Raw genomic sequence first — 17,615 nt, 5'->3', positions numbered from 1 at the left:
AGCGCCGTTGAAGTTCATCGGGCCGCCGCCGCGCGCCGCGCACTTTTCCCGCGCGAATAGCGTTCGATCCGATCGGAGAGCTTGATCGCGAACGCGCTGAATGCGGCCAGCTCGTCGCGCGAAAATCCCGTCCATATCGCCTCGATCGCCGCCTGGCGCGACGCGCGCAGCTTGCCCAGCGCTCTGGTTCCCTTCGCGGTCAGCTTGTAACGCCGGTTCCTGCGGTCGGCCCGTCCAATCGCGGCCGAGACCAGTCCGCTGTCGAGAAGCTGGCGCAATATTTTCGACACCGCCGCCGCCGAACTGTCGCGGCTGCGCGCGAACATCGACGGAATAAAATGCTCGGTCGAGATTTCCTCGAGCACGCGCCACTGCTCGATCGTGATGCCCGCGTCGCGGGCCAGCACCTCGCGCCGGCGCTCGAAGATTTCGGCCAGCGCGGTCATCGCTTCGATCGCGCGGAAGATTGGGTCGCGGCGTCCAACTGCTTGCATCAGGCAAGATATTAACTCTAGTTAAGCAATCTTTGCAAGCGGCGGAATAGCCGGCGATGGGTTTCCCTTCCCGTCAGCGAAGGGCTTGGGTCATTTGATTCGCCGCGTCGGCGCGGCGCGCTCCGCGCGCGCCAACCCGCGCGTCACGGCCTCGTCACCGAACTTCTTCGCGACAGAATCCAGCGCCCGATTGAGCCGGTCGCGCTTGCGATCGCGATTGTCCGCCGACGGCGCGTCGAACAGTCCGAGCTGCGCACTATCCGCGCGCTCCAACTGATGCACCTGCACGCCGGCGAGACGAATTTTGTCCTGCCCACCGGCCTTCGACAGCAACTGCGTAGCGACGCGCGAGATTTCCGGCCCGTCATTGGTCGCGGCGTCCAGCGAGAAGCTGCGCGTGATCAACGGATAGCGCCCGCCGCCGAGTGGACGCGCCAACTTCAGCTTCAGCGTCACCGTGCGCGCGCGCACCCCGTCGGCGCGCAGCCGGCGCGCCAGCGCGTCGCCATGCGCGATCAGAATCCGCCTGATTTCATCCGAGTCGAGCGCCAGGTCCCGCGCGAAAGTATTTTCCTCGCCGTATGACTTGCGCTGCCAGTCGGCGATTACGGGCCGGGTGTCGTTGCCCGACGCCAGTTCATGCAGATGCGGTCCCATCGTGCCGAACAGGTTCTTGAGCTCCGCCGGATCGCGCCGCGCAAGGTCGCCGACCGTCTTAATCCCGCATTCATGCATCCGCGCGAGCGTCACCCGTCCGACTCCCCACAGCCTTTCGACCGGCAGCGGGGTCAGAAATTCTTGCATTTTTTCCGGCGCCACCGCGAGCAATCCATCGGGCTTCGACATGTCGCTCAGAATCTTCGCCGCCATCTTGGTCGGCGCGACGCCCACCGATGCGACCAGCCCGGTTTCTTCGAGCACCCGGCGCTTGAGATCGCGCGCCGCGTCCAGCGGCGGCCCGAGCAGGCGCTCGGTGCCGGTCAGATCGATAAAAGCCTCGTCGAGCGAGAGCGGTTCGACGATCGGACTGAAGCTCTCGAACACGCGGCGCACCACCCGCGAGATTTCCACGTAGCGATCCATCCGGCCCGGCACGAAGATCGCCTGCGGACACAGTTTGCGCGCCTGCCCGGTCGGCATCGCGGAACGCACGCCGAATTTGCGCGCCTCGTACGACGCCGACGTCACCACCCCGCGCGCGCTGCGCCCGCCCACGATTACCGGCAGGCCGCGCAGGGCGGGGTTGTCGAGCACTTCGACCGACGCGTAGAAGGCGTCCATGTCCGCGTGCGCGATCACTCGCGGCCAATGGGCCGCGGAGCCGGCGGTGGGAGCTTCCTCGATGCTCACGGCCGCGCCATCATCGGAGTCTTATTTCGGCATCGAGAGTTTGGCGAAGATCGTATCGGCCGCAGCTTCGCCGCCGCGCACGCAATCGGGACTGCCCACGCCGCGATAAGCCGCGCCCGCGATTGCGAAGACGGGAATCGGGGCGACCAGGCGCTCGATCTCGGCGACCCGCGCCAGATGCCCGACGTCGTACTGCGGCATCGCATCGGGCCATCGCCTGACCACGGTGATTCCCGGCGCCGCGGTCACGCCGAGCAGCGCGCGAAACTCGTCGCGCACGGCGGTGACCATCTCGTCGTCGCCAAGGTTCATCATTTCGCGATGCAGCTCGCCGCCGATGAACGCGCGCGCCAGGATTGCGCCCGCGGGTGCGCGTCCCTCGAACTTGAAGCTCGAAAAGCTGGCCGCGATTATGCGCCGATGCTCGATTGCCGGCACCACGAAGCCGAATGCGCGCGGAGGACCCTCGAAGTCGCTCTCGCGAAAGGTCAGGTTGACCGTCGCCGCCGACGCGTAACTGATTCCGGCGAGCAACTTCGCCGCCGCCGGCTCAAGCGGCGACACGATCCGCGCGGCCGCGTACGCCGGCGCGGCGCAGATTACCGCGTTGGCGTCGATCGAGCCGCCGGCGGCCAAAGCGAGCCGCCATCCGTCCGCCGTGGGCGACATCCCGATGACTTCCGCTCCGGTGCGAATCGACCCGCCCAGCCGCGCCGCAATTGTCTCGGGCAGCGTCGCCATCCCATTCCTGAAGCTCTGGAACAAGCTCCATCGCGCGCCGCTCACCTCCGGACTCTGCGACGCGCGCGCCCGCTCTGCCGCGCGCATTCCCTTGAACAGGCTGCCATGGCGCCGCTCCATCTCGACAAAGCGCGGTATCGTCGCCGTGGTGCTGAGGTGTTTCGGATCGGCGGTGTAGATGCCGCCCGCGAGCGCCTGCGCAACGCGCTCGAGCACCTCGCGCCCCAGTCGCCGCGTCACGAACGAATCCAGGCTCTCGTCGTCGCCGCTGGTTCGCGTCGCGATGAACGGTTCCAGCGCCATCCGAAATTTTCCGAGCGGCGAAAAAAGCGGACTTCGAAAAACCGGCCCGAAATGCGCCGTCGCGAGCATCATAAATCCCGCCGGGACCTCGACCAGCCGCCCCGCACGCACCACGAAGGTCTTGCCGTAGATCTCGCGGGTCGGAATCAGTTCCGCGCCGAGGCCAAGCCGCCGCGCGAGCTCGGCGGCCGATGGTTTTTCCGACAAAAAAGAATCGGCGCCGGTCTCGATTACAAATCCGTCGCGGCGAATCGTCTCGAGCGCTCCGCCGCAGCTCGCGCCGCGTTCCAGCAATTCCACTTCGAGCGGAAATTCGCGCGTCGCCGCGAGCTCGCGAAGCCGATACGCCGCGGCGAGCCCGGTGATTCCTCCGCCGATTACCGCAACCCGTTTGATATGTGCGCCGGAGTCCGTTTGAACATCTCCCTCGTGCGATCCGTCAGCCGCGCGCGTACGGCGCGATTATCGAAGCCATCATCTCGATAAACAACGGATGGTCCCCGACCGTCGGCGCGCGCTCCATCCTGGTTCCGGCCGCGCGCGCGATTTGCGCCGCCTCGATATCGAGATCGTACAGCACTTCGACGTGATCGCACAAAAAACCGATCGGCACGACTACCGCCGGCCTCGCCTCCAGGCGCCCAAGCGCATCCTTGATGTCGGGTTCGAGCCACGCCTCGCGCGGGCTGCCGCTGCGGCTTTGATATGCGAATTGCCACGTGCCGATCCCAAGCTCCGCAGCGACCATCCGCGCCGACTGCGTAAGCTGCTCGACGTACGGCCCGGCCTGCGCCATCGCGAGCGGAATACTGTGCGCGGTGAAGATCAGCCGCGCGCGCGGCCGCTCTTGCTCGTCCAGCCGCGCGTACGCCTCGCGCGTGCGCGACGCCACCGCCGCGATGAACAGCGGATGGTCGTGCCACCCCTCGGGATACACGACTTCGGGTGCCGCTTCGCCCAAAGCAGCGCGCGCGTCGTTGACGGTTGCCTGGTAACGCTCGAAGCTGGCTTCGCTGCGATGCGCCGCCATGATGAAGCCGAGCACGCGCCGCGCTCCACCGTCAGCGAGCGCGCGGATCGAGTCGGCAACATACGGTTCCCACTTGGCCATCCCGACCGCGACCGGCACGCGCGCGCCTTTTTTTGCAAGCTCCTCGCGCAGCGCCGCCGCCTGCCGCATCGTGAGATCGTTGTACGGCGAGCGCCCGCCGAGAAGATCGTAATGATGCACCACCTCCTCGTAGCGCTCGCGCGGGATTGGCCGTCCGCGCAGAACGCTGTCGAGAAACGGCCGCACCTGGTCGGCGCGCGTCGGTCCGCCGAACCCGATCATCAACACCGCGTCGCACTTTGCCTTCGTGGTCATCGCGTCAGCGTGCGCTCATCTCGTGAACCGCATCGACCAGTGCGATCACGTGATCGACCGGCGTATCCGGAAGTATTCCGTGGCCGAGATTGAAAATATGTCCGGGGCGTCCGCCCGCCTGATCGAGAATCGCGCGGGCGCGTGTGCGGATGTCGGCAACGTCGGCGAACAGCGCGATCGGATCGAGATTGCCCTGCACCGCCACGCTGTAATTGAGCCGCGCCCACGCCTGGGCCAGATCGACGCGCCAATCCAGGCCGATAACGTCGCCGCCCGCCTCGCGCATCAGCTCGAGCAGGTTTCCCGTCACGGTCCCGAAGTGGATTACGGGCACGTCGGCGGGAATCGCCGCGATCACCGACGCGGTATGCGGCAGCACGAAGCGGCGATAGTCGTCCGGGCCAAGGCTGCCGACCCAGCTGTCGAAAATCTGGACGATGTCGGCGCCCGCCGCGATTTGCATCTTAAGATAATCCGCGGTCGTGCGCGCCAGCCGCTCCATCAGGCGATGCCACGTTTCGGGCTGCATGTACATGAAAGTTTTGGTCGCCTGGTATTGCCGCGACGAGCCGCCTTCGATCAGGTACGACGCGAGCGTGAACGGCGCCCCGGCAAATCCGATCAGCGGAGTCGTCGCGCCGATCGCGCGATGCACCAGCTTGATCGCCTCGCCAACGAAGCCGAGCGCCGCCACGTCGACGGTGGGAATCCGTTCGAGGTCGGCCTCGGTGCGAACCGGGCGATCGATCACCGGCCCGTCGCCTTTTTCGAAATGCAGCCCGACTTCCATCGGGATCAGAGGCAGCAGGATGTCGGCGAAAATGATCGCCGCATCCACCTTGAGCCGCTCGACCGCCGTGACGGTGACTTCAGCGGCCAACTCGGGCCGCTTGCACATCTCGAGAAAGCCATGACGCTCGCGAACGCGCCGATACTCCGGCATGTAGCGGCCCGCCTGGCGCATCAGCCAGACAGGAGTGTAGGGGGCGGCTTCGCGCCGGCACGCCTTGAGCATCGGATGGTCGGCGAGCGGAGATCGCGGCGCGTTCGAAATCGCCCGCCGCCGCGGATTCGGCGCCGGGCCCGGTTCAATCCGATGGGTGTCGGCGCGGTTCGCGATTAGAATCGAAGCCGCCTGCGCCGCCGCCGCTTTAACCAGATGGCCGAGCTTCGAATGCTCCGGCTCGAAGTCCACGCGCAGCCCGTAGGCGCGAATCTGCTCCGAGCATACCGGTCCGATCGAGCCAACCGCCATGCGCGCCAGTCCGCGCCTGACGGCGTCGCCGATTCCCTCGGCGTCGGCGAGCTGAATGACGTTCGTGACCTGGTTCGAGCTGGTGAAAATAGCCACGTCCGCTGCGCCCGCCGCGATCGCGTTCAACGCCGCCCGCAACGGCGCGCGATCGGCCGGCAGCGTCCACCTATATACCGGAATAATCGTGACCCGGGCGCCGCGCGCCTCGAGCCCCGCGGTCAGCTCGTGATTGGAAACCCCGTATTCCTGGATCGCGACGCGCTTGCCCTTGAGTTCGACCTGCGACGCGAGCGCGCTGAGCACTTCGCGCCAGGTATTCGGCTCCGGCACCATTATTGACGGTTCGACCCCAAGATCACGCATCGCGCGAATAGCTTTCGGGCCGCGCGCCACAGTTGCGATTGCGGCCAGCGCCGCCGCTATCGACGCCCGCTGATGGCGCGTTTCCATCGCCTGGAACAGCGCGCGGGTCCCAACGCCGGTCATAAAAATGACCGCCTCGAATTCGCTTTTGCCGGCCAGCAGGCGATCGGCGAAATCCAGCGCCGCGTGATTGTCCTCGAGCGGCACCTCGCGCATCGCCGGCGCGATAATCGCGACGCCGCCGCGCCGCTCGATCATCGTCGCTACTTCCGCCGCCATGCGGCTCTCGAACGCGACGACGCGAAGTCTGCCGAAGCCGGGCGTGCCGTCCGAGGAATTGGAGTCTGTCTGTGGGTTCATCTGAAGCTGGGGGTGTCTCGAGAATTGGATTCCGTTTCCGGGTTCATCGCGAGCGGCCACGCCGCGTCGTTAATCTTGCCGCGCGCACGATGCCCGCGTCCACTCCCCCGCCGCCTGCCTTTGCGCTATGCGGGGCGCGCGCGAGCGGCGGCAGAAACCGCATTGCCCGTTTTGCGACCGGTGTGTTAGCTGTCGGCTGTGGCGAACAGTGAAAAGCGAACAGTGAAAAGCGAGCCGCGAAAAAGTCCACCGCTGCGCGGAGAATCGAGATGACTATGAGAATGCGTATTGGAGCCTGCCGGTTGGTCCTGTCAACGATGGTCGCATTCGCCGCAGTCGCGTGGATCTCGCCGCCGGCGCGCGCGCAGAATGCCCCGGTTGCGGCGAGCGTGGCTGAAAGCGCCCCAATTCCCGCCGCGCAGATCTCCAAGGAAATTACCGACGCGATCAAATCGCCCGATCGGCCGGCCGCGGACAAGGCGCTCGACGCAGGCCGCAGGCCCGATCAAATCATGGCGTTTTACGGAATCAAGCCCGGGATGAAGATTGCCGACATATTCGCGGGCGGCGGGTACATGACCGAGCTGTATGCGCGAATCGTCGGATCGACCGGCACGGTTTACTCGCAGAACGGACCGTTCCCTGTGCAGTTCAAGAAAAGCGAAGATATCTGGAACGAACGGCTCAAAGAGCCGGCGCTCAAGAACGTCGTCAAGGTCAGCAAACCCTTCGATGCGCCCGACCTGTTGCCGGCGCCGCCGGGCTCGCTCGACGCCGTGATCATCCATCTCAACTACCACGACATGGTCGGCTTCAAGCTCAATCGCGAGAACGTGAACGCGGCGGTGTTCAAGGCGCTCAAGCCGGGCGGGATTTACGGGATCGTCGATCACAGCGCGCAGCCGGGCGCCAAAGATACGGTGACCACCACGCTCCACCGAATCGACGAGAATTTTCTAATCAAGGATGTGGAGAAGGCGGGCTTCAGGCTGTCCGGAGCGTCGAGCGCGCTACGCCACCCTGAAGACGATCGCACCTGGATTGTGTTCAAGCATCGCGGTCAGACCGATCGCTTCATGCTCAAGTTCAGCAAAGCGGCGGCAATCGCGGCGGGCGCAAATGGTTCGGAGCCGGGCCAATGAAGGTCGGCCTGTTCGCGCTGGGAATCGGCACGGGCGCGCGTCCCGGCGTGATTGCGAAGACGGCCGAGGCGGCAGAGCGTTGCGGAGTTTCAACGCTATGGGCGGCGGAGCACGTCGTGCTTTTCGACCGCCAGGATTCCCGGTACCCCTACGCGGAGAGTGGCGTGTTCCCCCTGCCGGGCGGTGCGGACTGGCTCGATCCATTTATCACGCTGACGTTTGCGGCGGCGGTGACCCGAACGATCCGGCTGGCGACGGGGATCTGCCTGGTGCCGGAGCACAACCCCGTCGTGCTGGCCAAGGAAGTCGCGAGCCTGGACCGGCTCTCCAAAGGACGATTCGCGCTGGGGGTGGGGATCGGATGGTCGGCGGAGGAATTTGCGGCGCTGGGAATTCCGTTCGAGCGGCGCGCGCAGCGGACGCGTGAGTACATCGAAGTGATGCGGCGGCTGTGGTCCGAGGAGGTGACGACCTTCCACGGCGAATTCGTGAATTTTGATGCGGCGAGAAGTTTTCCGAAGCCGGTGCGCGGCGGAAAGCTGCCGATAATCTTCGGCGGCGAAAGCGCGCCCGCGTTGAAACGCTCGGCAGACATCGGCAACGGATGGTTCGGCTTCAGCGTTGGACCGGACGAGGCGGCGCCGCTGGCGGACAAGCTGCGCGCGATGCTGAAAGCCAACGGACGCGACCCGAGCGAAGTCGAAATCATGGTCTGCCCGTATACCAAGCAGATCACTTCCGGCGATTTGAAGAAGTACGGCGCGGCCGGCGTCAACGAACTGGTGATACCCGCCTATCCGCCCAACGACGAGTCGGAAATCGGCCGATGGATCGAGCAGATCGCGCGCGACTGGATCGAACCCGCCGCAAAAATCCGCTAGCGCCTAGGCCGCGGACAGGACCTCGCGCACCTTGCTCAGGTCCAGAGCGATCTGCGCCTTGAGCGCATCGGCGTTGTCGAACTTGCGCTCGGCGCGGATTCGTTCGACCAGTTCGAGCTTGATCCGCGTCCCGTAGAGGTCGCGCGTGAAGTCGAAGATATGCGCCTCGATCGATCGCTCGCTCTCCGAAAATGTCGGACGCATCCCGATGTTGGCGATCGCCGGGTAGGCGCCGTCGTCGAGGATGACGCGGGCGGCGTAAACGCCGTCGGGCGGGATGCATTCTGTCTCGTTGGCGAGATTCGCCGTCGGAAATCCGATGGTCCGTCCGCGCTCGCGTCCGCGCACCACGGTCCCGCGTAAAAAGTGGTAACGGCCCAGCAGCCTGGCGGCGCCGCGCAGGTCGCCGGCCGCGATCGCCCCGCGCACCTTGGTTGAACTGACTTCGATGCCGCCGATTTTGATCGGTCCGACCACCTCCGTATCGAAACCGAATTCGCGGCCGAGTTCGACCATCATGGCCGCGTTGCCCGCGCGATTGTGGCCGAAGCTTACGCTGTGCCCGACCACCACTTCGTGCACGCCGATCTTTGCGCGCAGGTAGTCGCGCACGAAATCGCGGGGCGAGAGCAGGCTCAGGGCGCGCGTGAAATCGAGCACGATCACGCCGTCGGTGCCCGACAGCCGCAGCATTTCGAGTTTGTCATCCGGGGTCAGGATCAACCGCGGCGCGCGGGCCGGCGCCAGCAGTTTGGCCGGCAGCGGATCGAACGTGAGCGCGAACGCGGTGCCGCCGGCCGCGCGCGCGTGATCGATTGCGGCCTTCAAGATCGCGCGATGGCCGAGGTGGACGCCGTCGAAATTACCGATCGCGGTGACCGGGTAGGGATGGCGCGCGAGCGCTCCGAGGTCGCGAATTATTTCCATTCAATCGTGCGCGAAGGCGCAGCTTTAATCGCTCGCGAGATCTTTCATCATCGTGTTCGCGGAGTCCGCTTCCGGAGTTCCCGCGTGATCGGCGACCAGCTTCTGCAGGGTCAGGCGCGCGTCGATTCGATCGTTGAGCTTGACAAATGCCTGCGCCTCGCGCAGCAAGGCGGCGCTGGCGTATTTGCCCTTGGGAAAGCGCATCACGAGATCGTTGAACTGCAAAATCGCCTGGTCGTAACCGCCGGTTTCAAACAACGCGTTGGCGGCAAAGTATTCGGCCGGCTCGCTCAGCGGCGATTTCGGGTACGCATGCTGCAGCTTGGTGAACCTGGTAACCGCGAGCGGATACTTGGCGGCCTTCATCGCGTCGAGGCCTTCGCGATAGATCTTCACGCCCGGCTCGTTCGAAGTCCCGGCGTCCGCAATTTCCTGATCGAGTTCGCTCGGCCAGGTCGGAGGGATCGCGGCGGGCGTGGCGGGCGCAGCGGCGCCGCCCGACGGCGTCTCTGCCGACGCTACTGCCGGCGCGGGCGCCGGGCCGACGGAGTCTGCCCCCGCGCCGGGCGTTGCCGCCATCCCGGCCTGCAATGCTTTCACTTCGGCCTCGAGGCTCGCGACTCGATCGTTCATCGACGAGGCGTTGCCGCCAGCGCCGGCGGCGCCGTGCTTGAGCTCCTCGATCTGATCGTTCTGACGTTGAATCTGCTGCTTGAGGGAATTGATTTGCTGGCGGTCGCTCGCGATCATCCCGCGCAGGGTGAACTCGTTTTGATTGAGCTGCTGCACGTCGCCTTGCTCGGCGCATCCGGCCAGCGCGAAGGCCGCGGCAAGGGCGGCGATGGCGCCGATCGTCCAGTTCGTTTTTCGCACGCTTCTAATCCTTATTCGCTTACCGCAAAGTGATCGCGCCGGTTCTGCGACCAGCAGCTTTCGTCGTGCTCGGTGCAAAGTGGAAGCTCCTTGCCGTAGCTGATCGTCGAGATTCGGCTGCCGCTGATTCCCAGTGTCACCAGGTAATCCTTGGCGGCCTGCGCGCGCTTGGCGCCCAGCGCGATATTGTATTCCTCGGAGCCGCGCTCATCGCAATGACCCTCGACCTGGACCCGCGTCTGCGGACGCGCTTGCAGCCAGCTCGCATTGGATTTCAGCACCGAGCCGTCCTGCTCTTGAATCGTGTACTCGTTGTACGCGAAGTGAATGTCGCTGAGCGGACCTTGCGCGCCGAATTTTCCGTTCTTCCAGTCCTCGAGCGAGTTGCCGCCGCCCTTGCCAACCCCATTTTCACCAAGTTGACTCCCGTTGAGATTGTTTTCGCCGCCTATCGGGGCCGGCTTCTTCGACGAGCATGCGGCCAGCGCCAGCATCACCGCAACACCCACAATCGTAACCACTCTGGCGATCGTCGAACGACTAGTCACCCAACCACCCCGACCACGCTGGACAGGAATCATTACCATTACCCTCCGTCAAAGCGGAAATAATTTTCCGGTTACCGACCATCACTATATAGATTCGCGAGTTGTGGCCGCGCGTCGAGCTGAACGCGAGATAGCGTCCGTCGGGCGACCAACTCGGATACTCGTTGGAGCCGTTGCCATCTGTCACTTGCACGGGTTCACCGCCGGCGGCCGGAATCGTCCAGATGTCGAAATGTCCGTTGTTGCGGCTCTGATATGCCAGCTTGTCGCCCTTGGGCGAAAACGCGGGCGTGGTGTTGTAATCGCCGCTATAGGTCAGTCGTTTCGGCGCACCGCCGGCCAGATTCATCACGTAAATTTGCGGCGAGCCCGAGCGATCCGACGTGAACGCGAGGGTGCCGCCGTCGGGGGAAATCGCGGGACTGACGTTGATTCCGTTGGTGTCGGTGAGCTGGCGAATTTCGGCGCCCTCGCGCGTTATCAGATACAGATTGGTGGTGCCGTCGCGCTCGATCGCGGCGACGATTCGCTCCCCGTCGGGCGAGATCGTGCCGCCGATCACGCGGCCGCGCGGGCTGTCGAGCTTGGTTTCGCGCTGGTCCTTGAGATCGGCCAGATAAAGCGCCGGCGCCATGCTCTTGTACGAGAGATACAGCACGTAGCGCGCGCTGCGATCGAAACTCGGGAACAGGTTGATGGTCGGATTGTCGGTCAGCTTGAACAGGTCCTGGCCGTCGATCGACTGCGTATAGATTTCCTTGAAGCGGCCGCCGCCGGTCGAGACCAAGGCGAGCTTGGAATCGAACGGCCCGCGCTGCCCGGTCGCAGCTTCAAGGATCGCGTCGGCGAATCGGCGCGCCATCCGCTGCACGTCACCCGCGTCGCCGCTGTAATTCTTGCCCATCATGCGCCGCTGCTGCGCCACGTCGTAGAGAAAAGCCGTCAGCTTCACCCCCGCGCCGCCGGCAGAGACCGAACCCTTGACCACAAAGTCGGCGTTGATCGATCGCCAGTCGGTGAAATTGAACTGGCCGAGCTCGAAGCCCGACGCTTGCGGGTCCTCGATGTACGCGTGCGGATCGATAATTCTGAAATAACCCGAAAGCTCGAGGTCGCGCCGCAGCGTGCCGACAAACGCGCTGCCGGCGCGATGGTCGTCGTCGCCGCCGAGATTCTTCAGCCCCGACACCGCGATTGCCGAGAGCTGCGAGCCGGGTCCCGCGATCGTGATTGTGATCGGCCCTGCGCCAGCGGGCTGCGCGACCGCCCGGCCCGCCGTCGCCGCCAAAACAATCGCGCACACAACCGCGCAAGCTTGAATTATCCGCTTCATGTTTCGACACTGAAAAAACAAACACTGATAAAGTTCATCCGCACCTCCAGCAGCATCACAAGCTCAGGACTTGAGTTCGCCGAGCTGAAACAAGGCTTTGATCCCGGAAGAAAACTGGTCGCGAAACTTTTCCGGCGGCGCGGGAAACGGCGCCGCCCGGCGAATCGCGCGAATCACGGAATCATCGAACGCCGAGTCGTTCGAACTCGTGCCTATCTTCACCGCGGTCAGCGCACCGTCGGGGCCGATCGCGAAATTGACGGTCGCGGTCAGATCGTTCGACCCGCCGGTAAAGGTCCACGACTTTTTAATCTGTTCCTGCACGGTCTTATAGTACATGATAAATTCCGGGTCCTGTAGAATCCCGACGCTGCCCTTGCCGGCGCCGACTCCGTAGCCCGCTCCTTCACTCGCCCGGCTTGCGACGACGGGTCCTCCGCCGGCCGGACCCTTGGGATTGGCCTCGGCCGCGCCGGAATCGTCGCCATCTTCATCTTCAGGCGGGTTCTTCGCCAGCTCCTCGACATGCTCCGCGAGCAAGTGGCGCCTCAGTTTCGCAAATTGCTGCGCGACGCTTGGCGTCGATGCGATCTTTGCCTTTGCTGTCGTCGATTCAGGCTTGGGCCGATTGCGCGACGCCTGATCGGGCGTGGGCTTTGGCTTCGCGCGCTTCGCCGGCGCCGGAGTGGGCTGCGGCGTTGGCGCAATCGTCGGCGCGGTCGTGGGCTCGACGGTGGGCTCGATAGTGGGCTCCGGCGTCGCTTCGACAGTTGGCTCGGGCGTGGGGGTCGCGGTCGGAGCGTCGGTCGCCTTCACATTTATCTTGAGCGCGTTCTTATCGTCGTTGAGCGCGAGTTCTGTTTTGGGCGGCTCGGTCTTGATCTTCGATTCTTCGGGCTTGGGCGCCGCCTGCTTGGCTTCGTCAGCCCGGTGCCGATTGATGCGCGGCAGATGCGTTCCGAGGTCGCCGGCTGGAATGTTATCGACGATTTTCACCGTGTATGCGGGCGGCGCGGTTTCTTCGGGATGCAAAAAGCGCGGCGCGATGAAGAACACCGTCGCGAACAGCGCAGCATGCCCGAGCGCGGAGACGAAGACCGCCGCGAAATACCCGATTCGCGACGGCTGCTCGTCACCGTTATGGTCCCGCGATGCCACGCTCAGCGCTCACTTCGCGCCCGCGTCGGTGCCGCTGGCCGCCGGCATCTCCGTCACCATCCCGACGTTTTCGATTCCTGCGGCCTTAATCGCTGCCATCGTGCGAATCACCTCGCCGTAGGGCACCCGGTCGTCGGCGCGGATGAAAACCTGGCGGTCGGGACGCTCCTGCGCAATCGCCTTCAGCTTGCCGGTCAGGTCATCCGCCGAGAGCTTCGCGTCATTGAGATAAATCTGGCTGTCGCGGGTGATCGACACGACGAACTGCTCTTCCTTGCCGGGCAGCGCCTCGGCCTTGACGCTGGGCAGCGTGACCTCGACGCCCTGCTGAATAATCGGCGCCGTGACCATGAAGATGACCAGCAGCACCAGCATCACGTCCACCAGCGGGGTGACGTTGATCTGGGAAACCATCTGCCCGCGCTGTCCTGGATCGAATGCCATTGCGATGCCGCCTACGAAAGGAAATGACGCTCGGCGATGTTCAAAAATTCGGCGGTGAAATTATCCATCTCGGTCGCCAGTACTCGCACCCGCGCGATGAAGTAGTTGTAGAACATCTGCGCCGGGATCGCCGCGACCAGGCCGACCGCAGTCGTGATCAGCGCCTCGGCGATTCCAGGCGCGACCGCCTGGATACTCGAGGTATGAGACGCCGACAGGCCCAGGAACGCCGTCATTATTCCCCACACCGTGCCGAACAGTCCGATGAACGGGCACGACGAACCGGTGGTGGCCAGGAACGTGATGCCGGATTCGAGCTTGGTCAGCTCGACGTTTTCCTGGCGCTTCATCGCGCGCATCACGTTGGCGATTCCACCGAGATCGGTCGAGAAGCCGCTTTCCGCTCCGACCGCTTGGCGCTTGGCGCGGGTGAGTTGCAGGAGCTCCTGGTAGCCGGCGCGGAAAACCTGCGCGACCGGGCTGCGCTTGAGCCCGACGCTCGCGGTGTGAATCGCGGCGAGGTTCTTCGATTCCCAGAAGATCGCGATGAAGCGTTCGGACTGGCGCCGCGCTCGCGAAATCTCAATCAGTTTGTAAAGGATGATCCCCCAACTGCCGACCGAAAAGGCCACCAGCAGCCACAACACGACTGCCACCACCGGGCCCGTGCCCAGCACCAGTTCCACCACCCCCAACCCGCCTGCACCACTCACCTGATGGAGCATAATACCGCCATTCGGCTGAATAATCGGTTTATTATAAGGGTATCAGCGCGCCCAAAACCAGCACGGTCATCTCGCCGCTGGCGCGCCCGCGATTTATCCGGACTTCATGACCCGGGCTGAATTAGGGCCCGTTGGGCCTGGGACTCGGCAATCGCCTGCTCGAACATCGCGTCGCTGACCTGGGTGAGGGCCGCGGCCGAGTCCTTAAGCTCCGCATGCTCGACGGCGCGCGAAAGGGTCTCAGCCGCCGTGGGTCCGCGCGGCTTGCCGAAAAAGGGCTTGAGTATCAGGTAAACCACGTCGCGCATCGGCATGAAGCGCGTGAAACGGCGCAGTAGCCGAACCGTCTGCAGCGGATAATGAAGCAGCTTGTAACGGAATATCCTGCGGAAACCCGCGCTGCGCTCGCGGTTGATCACCTCGCCCGGCAGGCAGGTCGGATCGATCTCGGAACACTTGAAATACTTGAACCAGTCTCGGGCCTCGTCAACCAGGTTGCGGCGGACATATTCCTGCCACAACGGGGTGCCGCGATAGACGCATAGGCGGTTGAAGTTGAACGTGTCGAGCGGCAGCCGCGCGGCAAAATCAAATGTCGCCCTCAGGTCGGCCACGGTCTCGTCGGGGTTGCCGACCGTGAAGAAGCCGTGCACGATTTCGATTCCCGCCCGCTTGGCGTTGGTGACCGCGGTCTCAACTTCCTTAAGCGTCTGCTCCTTCTTGAGCCGGTCCAGGATCTTCTGGCTGCCGCTCTCGATCCCGAACATCAGAGTGCGGCAATTGGCCTTTGCCATCGCCGGAAACAGATGTTGGGCAACCGAATCGACCCTGCCCTCGCATCCCCAGTGGATGGTCGGACCGCTCTCGATTAGCCCTTTGCAGATGGCTTCGATCCGCTTGGGTTGCAGCAGGAAATGATCGTCGACAAAGTACACCGCACCGTAGCCGTGTTCCTTCAGATGATTGAATTCCGCGAGCACGTGCTCAGGGCTGCGCGAGCGCCACTTGCTCTGGTTGAAGACCGGAATGTCGCAGAAAACGCAGGGCCACGGGCATCCGCGCGACGTCTGCATCGTGGTGAAGCGGTCCATTGACAGAACCGTGGGCACATCCAGCGGCATCGACTCGATGAAGTCCAGCGCGAGGCTTTCGCGGTCCGGAAAAGGCCACTGGTCGAGGTCGCGCTCGACCGCCCGGTCCGGATTGTTTACCACCTGGCCGTCTCGCGCCCAGGTCAGCCCGGCGACAGCCGCCGGATTGTCGAGCTGGTCAACCAGGTCGAGAATTAACTGCTCACCGTCACCGCGGCAGACAAAATCCACTTCGCTGCATTGCAGTTTCACCAAGGGCGCATTCAGCGTCGCGAAGACGCCGCCGATGGCGACTCTGACCTTGGAATCGACGGCGCGGATCTGGCGGGCGAGAATCTTGGCGTAGGGATAACTGGTCGTGCTCAGAAAACTCAACCCGACCAGGTCGGGCCGCCGCGTGCGAATCTGCTCGACGATGACCTGGTTTGGTGTCTCGCTGTTGGCCTGGTCGAACATCACGCATTCATGGCCGGCGCGTTTGAGCACCGCGGAGAGCGACATGATCCCGATCGGCGGGAACCCCATGATGCGCAGGTTGCCGTTTTCCGCGCGGCCGTCCGCCGGCACGGCGTAAAATTGCGGGTCGCGAACATGGATTAGAAATACCAGCATGGCCACCTCTGCTCGCCGCCAACGCTCCGAGTCCGTGCTGTACCCGCGTCGCCCCTCGCCAGCAGGTGAGCCTACTCGCCGGAATCATTCGGCTGAAGATCGACTGACTATAACGCTATCGGCGCGTCCAAAACCAGCACGGCAGGTTTCCCGTGATGCGCCTGCATCGCGCTACGCCGGCAGATGACCTACTCGCCGGAATCCGTGCTATAAGAGCGGACGTGGTCAAGTTCGATCCTCTCAAGAACGTGCCGCTTCACCGGGTTTGTTTTGCGCTTGCAGCGGTCGGACTAGTCACGCTCTTAGTCCAGGTTTTTTTCCCAAACGCTTATCTGCCCCTGATGCGCCAATGGCCTTACGTTCTCGGGATCGTTCCATTAAGCCTGCTGACGGTCTTTTACTTTCTCATTGGGATCTCCGCGTGGCGATTTGCACAGAGCCAATATTCCCCACTGCCGCCGTCTCCGGACCGGCACAATTGAGGCGCTTCAACTGAGCCAGTGCCCAACTCCGACGTGACCTCGCGCAATTGGCGGACTTCAGCAGTGTCGATCGCCGCTCAAGATCCGGCGCCCCTGCCTCAAGCGAGGAGTCTCGCCTCGCAGGTTGTGCGCGATCTCGGCCGGGTTGCGATGCTCGCGATCGCGTCCCTGGCGGCTGGACTCGCGATTAACCGGTTTTCGCCCGGTCCGCTTCCTATCGTCTATCAAACGCCGGAGCAGCGCTTCGATGCTGAGCTGACGACTTTGGTTGCGGCGGCGCCGTTCAAGATCGCGCCGGCAGCAACTGTCGGACTTGACGAATTCCGTTCAGCCGTCGAGAGCAAAAGCGCACTCATCCTTGATGCCCGGCCGTCCGTGTTCTTCGAGCAGGGGCACGTACCGGGAGCATTGAATCTCGCGCGAGACGACTTCGCCCGCGACTATCGGGGCCTGGCCGGCGTGCTGAAAGCCGCCACTGACAAGCCGATCATCGTGTACTGCTCGGGCGGTGAATGCCATGACAGCCGGCTCGTCGCCAACGCGTTGCTGAGTCTCGGCTTCGGCAACGTCAGCGTCTTCACCGGCGGATGGGATGCATGGTCGGCGGCGGGGCTGCCGGCCGCTACAGGGAGCGGACGATGATGCCTCAGGACAATTCGCGCCGCAACTATGCGGTGCTCGCGGTCAGCATAGCCGTGGCCGCCGTATTCATTTACGCGGGCATCGACAAGATCCGCGACCCGCTGCAGTTCGCCGATAGCACTGCTGCATTCGCGATCGTGCCAGCGGTATTCATCAACCTGCTCGCGCTGGGTCTGCCGCCATTCGAGATCGCATGCGGCGTCTTGTTGCTCGGGTCACGGACCAGGCGGGTCGGAGCGCTTGCGGTCGCCGTCATTTCTGTGGTGTTTTTCACGGCGTTGGCGTCCGCGCTGCTTCGAGGCCTCACGCTCGACTGCGGCTGCTTCGGGGTCGGCGCGCCATCGCGATCGAGAATGTGGCAAGAGCTCGCGCTGGACGTGGTGTTGTTCTCGGGCGCGGTGTTCGTATATTTGCGCTCGATTACCCGGCTGCCGGCGCAGGCGCCGTAGATCCCCCTTGACCTGTTCTAAGAGGCCGTCAGGGCAGCGGCTGCTCCGTCGCGTAGTCGCGAAAAGATGCGCTGCG

17 protein-coding genes are annotated in these 17,615 nt (G+C 64.0%); 4 read left to right on the top strand and 13 right to left on the bottom strand.

All coding sequences use genetic code 11. The annotated features are described in order from the left end of the window. Window positions 1-14 precede the first annotated feature (14 nt). The 5 genes from VIO10_RS02095 to hemE all read right to left on the bottom strand — a co-directional run bounded on the left by VIO10_RS02095 (window position 15) and on the right by hemE (window position 6,232). Window positions 15-494: a MarR family winged helix-turn-helix transcriptional regulator gene (locus tag VIO10_RS02095; RefSeq protein ID WP_331958587.1), complete on the bottom strand. Its 480-nt coding sequence runs from the start codon at window positions 492-494 to the stop codon at window positions 15-17. Between the two features lie 90 nt (window positions 495-584). Continuing rightward, entirely contained in the window at window positions 585-1,844 is a 1,260-nt protein-coding gene (gene dinB / locus VIO10_RS02090) for a DNA polymerase IV (protein ID WP_331958584.1), read from the bottom strand. A gap of 21 nt (window positions 1,845-1,865) precedes the next feature. Continuing rightward, a complete protein-coding gene (hemG, locus tag VIO10_RS02085) occupies window positions 1,866-3,284 on the bottom strand; it encodes a protoporphyrinogen oxidase (RefSeq protein WP_331958745.1) in 1,419 nt (472 codons plus the stop codon). Window positions 3,285-3,327: 43 nt separating this feature from the next. Further along, the gene (hemH, locus tag VIO10_RS02080; RefSeq protein ID WP_331958581.1) at window positions 3,328-4,254 is read right to left on the bottom strand and encodes a ferrochelatase; all 927 of its coding nucleotides are present in this window, start codon (window positions 4,252-4,254) and stop codon (window positions 3,328-3,330) included. Window positions 4,255-4,258: 4 nt separating this feature from the next. Further along, complete coding sequence (hemE, locus tag VIO10_RS02075; protein WP_331958578.1) at window positions 4,259-6,232, bottom strand: uroporphyrinogen decarboxylase; 1,974 nt, start codon at window positions 6,230-6,232, stop codon at window positions 4,259-4,261. Window positions 6,233-6,501: 269 nt separating this feature from the next. On the opposite strand from hemE, the gene VIO10_RS02070 reads away from it, so the two are divergent. Next, complete coding sequence (locus VIO10_RS02070; protein WP_331958575.1) at window positions 6,502-7,374, top strand: hypothetical protein; 873 nt, start codon at window positions 6,502-6,504, stop codon at window positions 7,372-7,374. Then, window positions 7,371-8,255 (top strand): LLM class F420-dependent oxidoreductase, encoded by an 885-nt coding sequence (locus VIO10_RS02065; RefSeq protein WP_331958572.1) that lies wholly within the window; start codon window positions 7,371-7,373, stop codon window positions 8,253-8,255. The genes VIO10_RS02070 and VIO10_RS02065 overlap by 4 nt, the downstream gene beginning before the upstream one ends. A gap of 3 nt (window positions 8,256-8,258) precedes the next feature. Here the strand turns inward: VIO10_RS02065 and VIO10_RS02060 are convergent, their stop codons facing one another. From VIO10_RS02060 to VIO10_RS02025, 8 genes are all read right to left on the bottom strand, one after another. Then, window positions 8,259-9,182, bottom strand: coding sequence for a bifunctional riboflavin kinase/FAD synthetase (locus VIO10_RS02060; RefSeq protein WP_331958569.1), 924 nt, complete (start codon window positions 9,180-9,182; stop codon window positions 8,259-8,261). 24 nt (window positions 9,183-9,206) lie between these two features. Continuing rightward, window positions 9,207-10,055: a tetratricopeptide repeat protein gene (locus tag VIO10_RS02055; protein ID WP_331958566.1), complete on the bottom strand. Its 849-nt coding sequence runs from the start codon at window positions 10,053-10,055 to the stop codon at window positions 9,207-9,209. An 11-nt stretch (window positions 10,056-10,066) separates the two neighbouring features. Next, the gene (pal, locus tag VIO10_RS02050; protein WP_331958563.1) at window positions 10,067-10,603 is read right to left on the bottom strand and encodes a peptidoglycan-associated lipoprotein Pal; all 537 of its coding nucleotides are present in this window, start codon (window positions 10,601-10,603) and stop codon (window positions 10,067-10,069) included. Further along, window positions 10,596-11,936, bottom strand: coding sequence for a DPP IV N-terminal domain-containing protein (locus tag VIO10_RS02045; protein ID WP_331958560.1), 1,341 nt, complete (start codon window positions 11,934-11,936; stop codon window positions 10,596-10,598). Before VIO10_RS02045 ends, pal begins: the two co-directional genes overlap by 8 nt. Window positions 11,937-11,999: 63 nt before the next feature. Then, window positions 12,000-13,094: a cell envelope integrity protein TolA gene (locus VIO10_RS02040; protein ID WP_331958557.1), complete on the bottom strand. Its 1,095-nt coding sequence runs from the start codon at window positions 13,092-13,094 to the stop codon at window positions 12,000-12,002. 9 nt (window positions 13,095-13,103) lie between these two features. Beyond that, complete coding sequence (gene tolR / locus VIO10_RS02035) at window positions 13,104-13,538, bottom strand: protein TolR (protein ID WP_331958554.1); 435 nt, start codon at window positions 13,536-13,538, stop codon at window positions 13,104-13,106. An 11-nt stretch (window positions 13,539-13,549) separates the two neighbouring features. Then, window positions 13,550-14,251 carry a MotA/TolQ/ExbB proton channel family protein gene (locus VIO10_RS02030; protein ID WP_331958551.1) on the bottom strand — a complete coding sequence of 234 codons (702 nt, stop codon included), beginning with the start codon at window positions 14,249-14,251 and terminating at the stop codon, window positions 13,550-13,552. A gap of 116 nt (window positions 14,252-14,367) precedes the next feature. Next, window positions 14,368-15,966 (bottom strand): B12-binding domain-containing radical SAM protein, encoded by a 1,599-nt coding sequence (locus tag VIO10_RS02025; protein ID WP_331958742.1) that lies wholly within the window; start codon window positions 15,964-15,966, stop codon window positions 14,368-14,370. A gap of 500 nt (window positions 15,967-16,466) precedes the next feature. On the opposite strand from VIO10_RS02025, the gene VIO10_RS02020 reads away from it, so the two are divergent. Then, complete coding sequence (locus VIO10_RS02020) at window positions 16,467-17,090, top strand: rhodanese-like domain-containing protein (RefSeq protein ID WP_331958547.1); 624 nt, start codon at window positions 16,467-16,469, stop codon at window positions 17,088-17,090. Then, on the top strand, window positions 17,087-17,539 hold the full coding sequence (locus VIO10_RS02015) for a MauE/DoxX family redox-associated membrane protein (protein ID WP_331958544.1): 453 nt from the start codon (window positions 17,087-17,089) through the stop codon (window positions 17,537-17,539). Before VIO10_RS02020 ends, VIO10_RS02015 begins: the two co-directional genes overlap by 4 nt. Window positions 17,540-17,615 lie beyond the last annotated feature (76 nt).

Origin of the sequence: Candidatus Binatus sp. (assembly GCF_036567905.1) — a bacterium.
GTDB lineage: Bacteria > Desulfobacterota > Binatia > Binatales > Binataceae > Binatus.
This window is presented reverse-complemented; position numbering and strand designations above follow the sequence as displayed.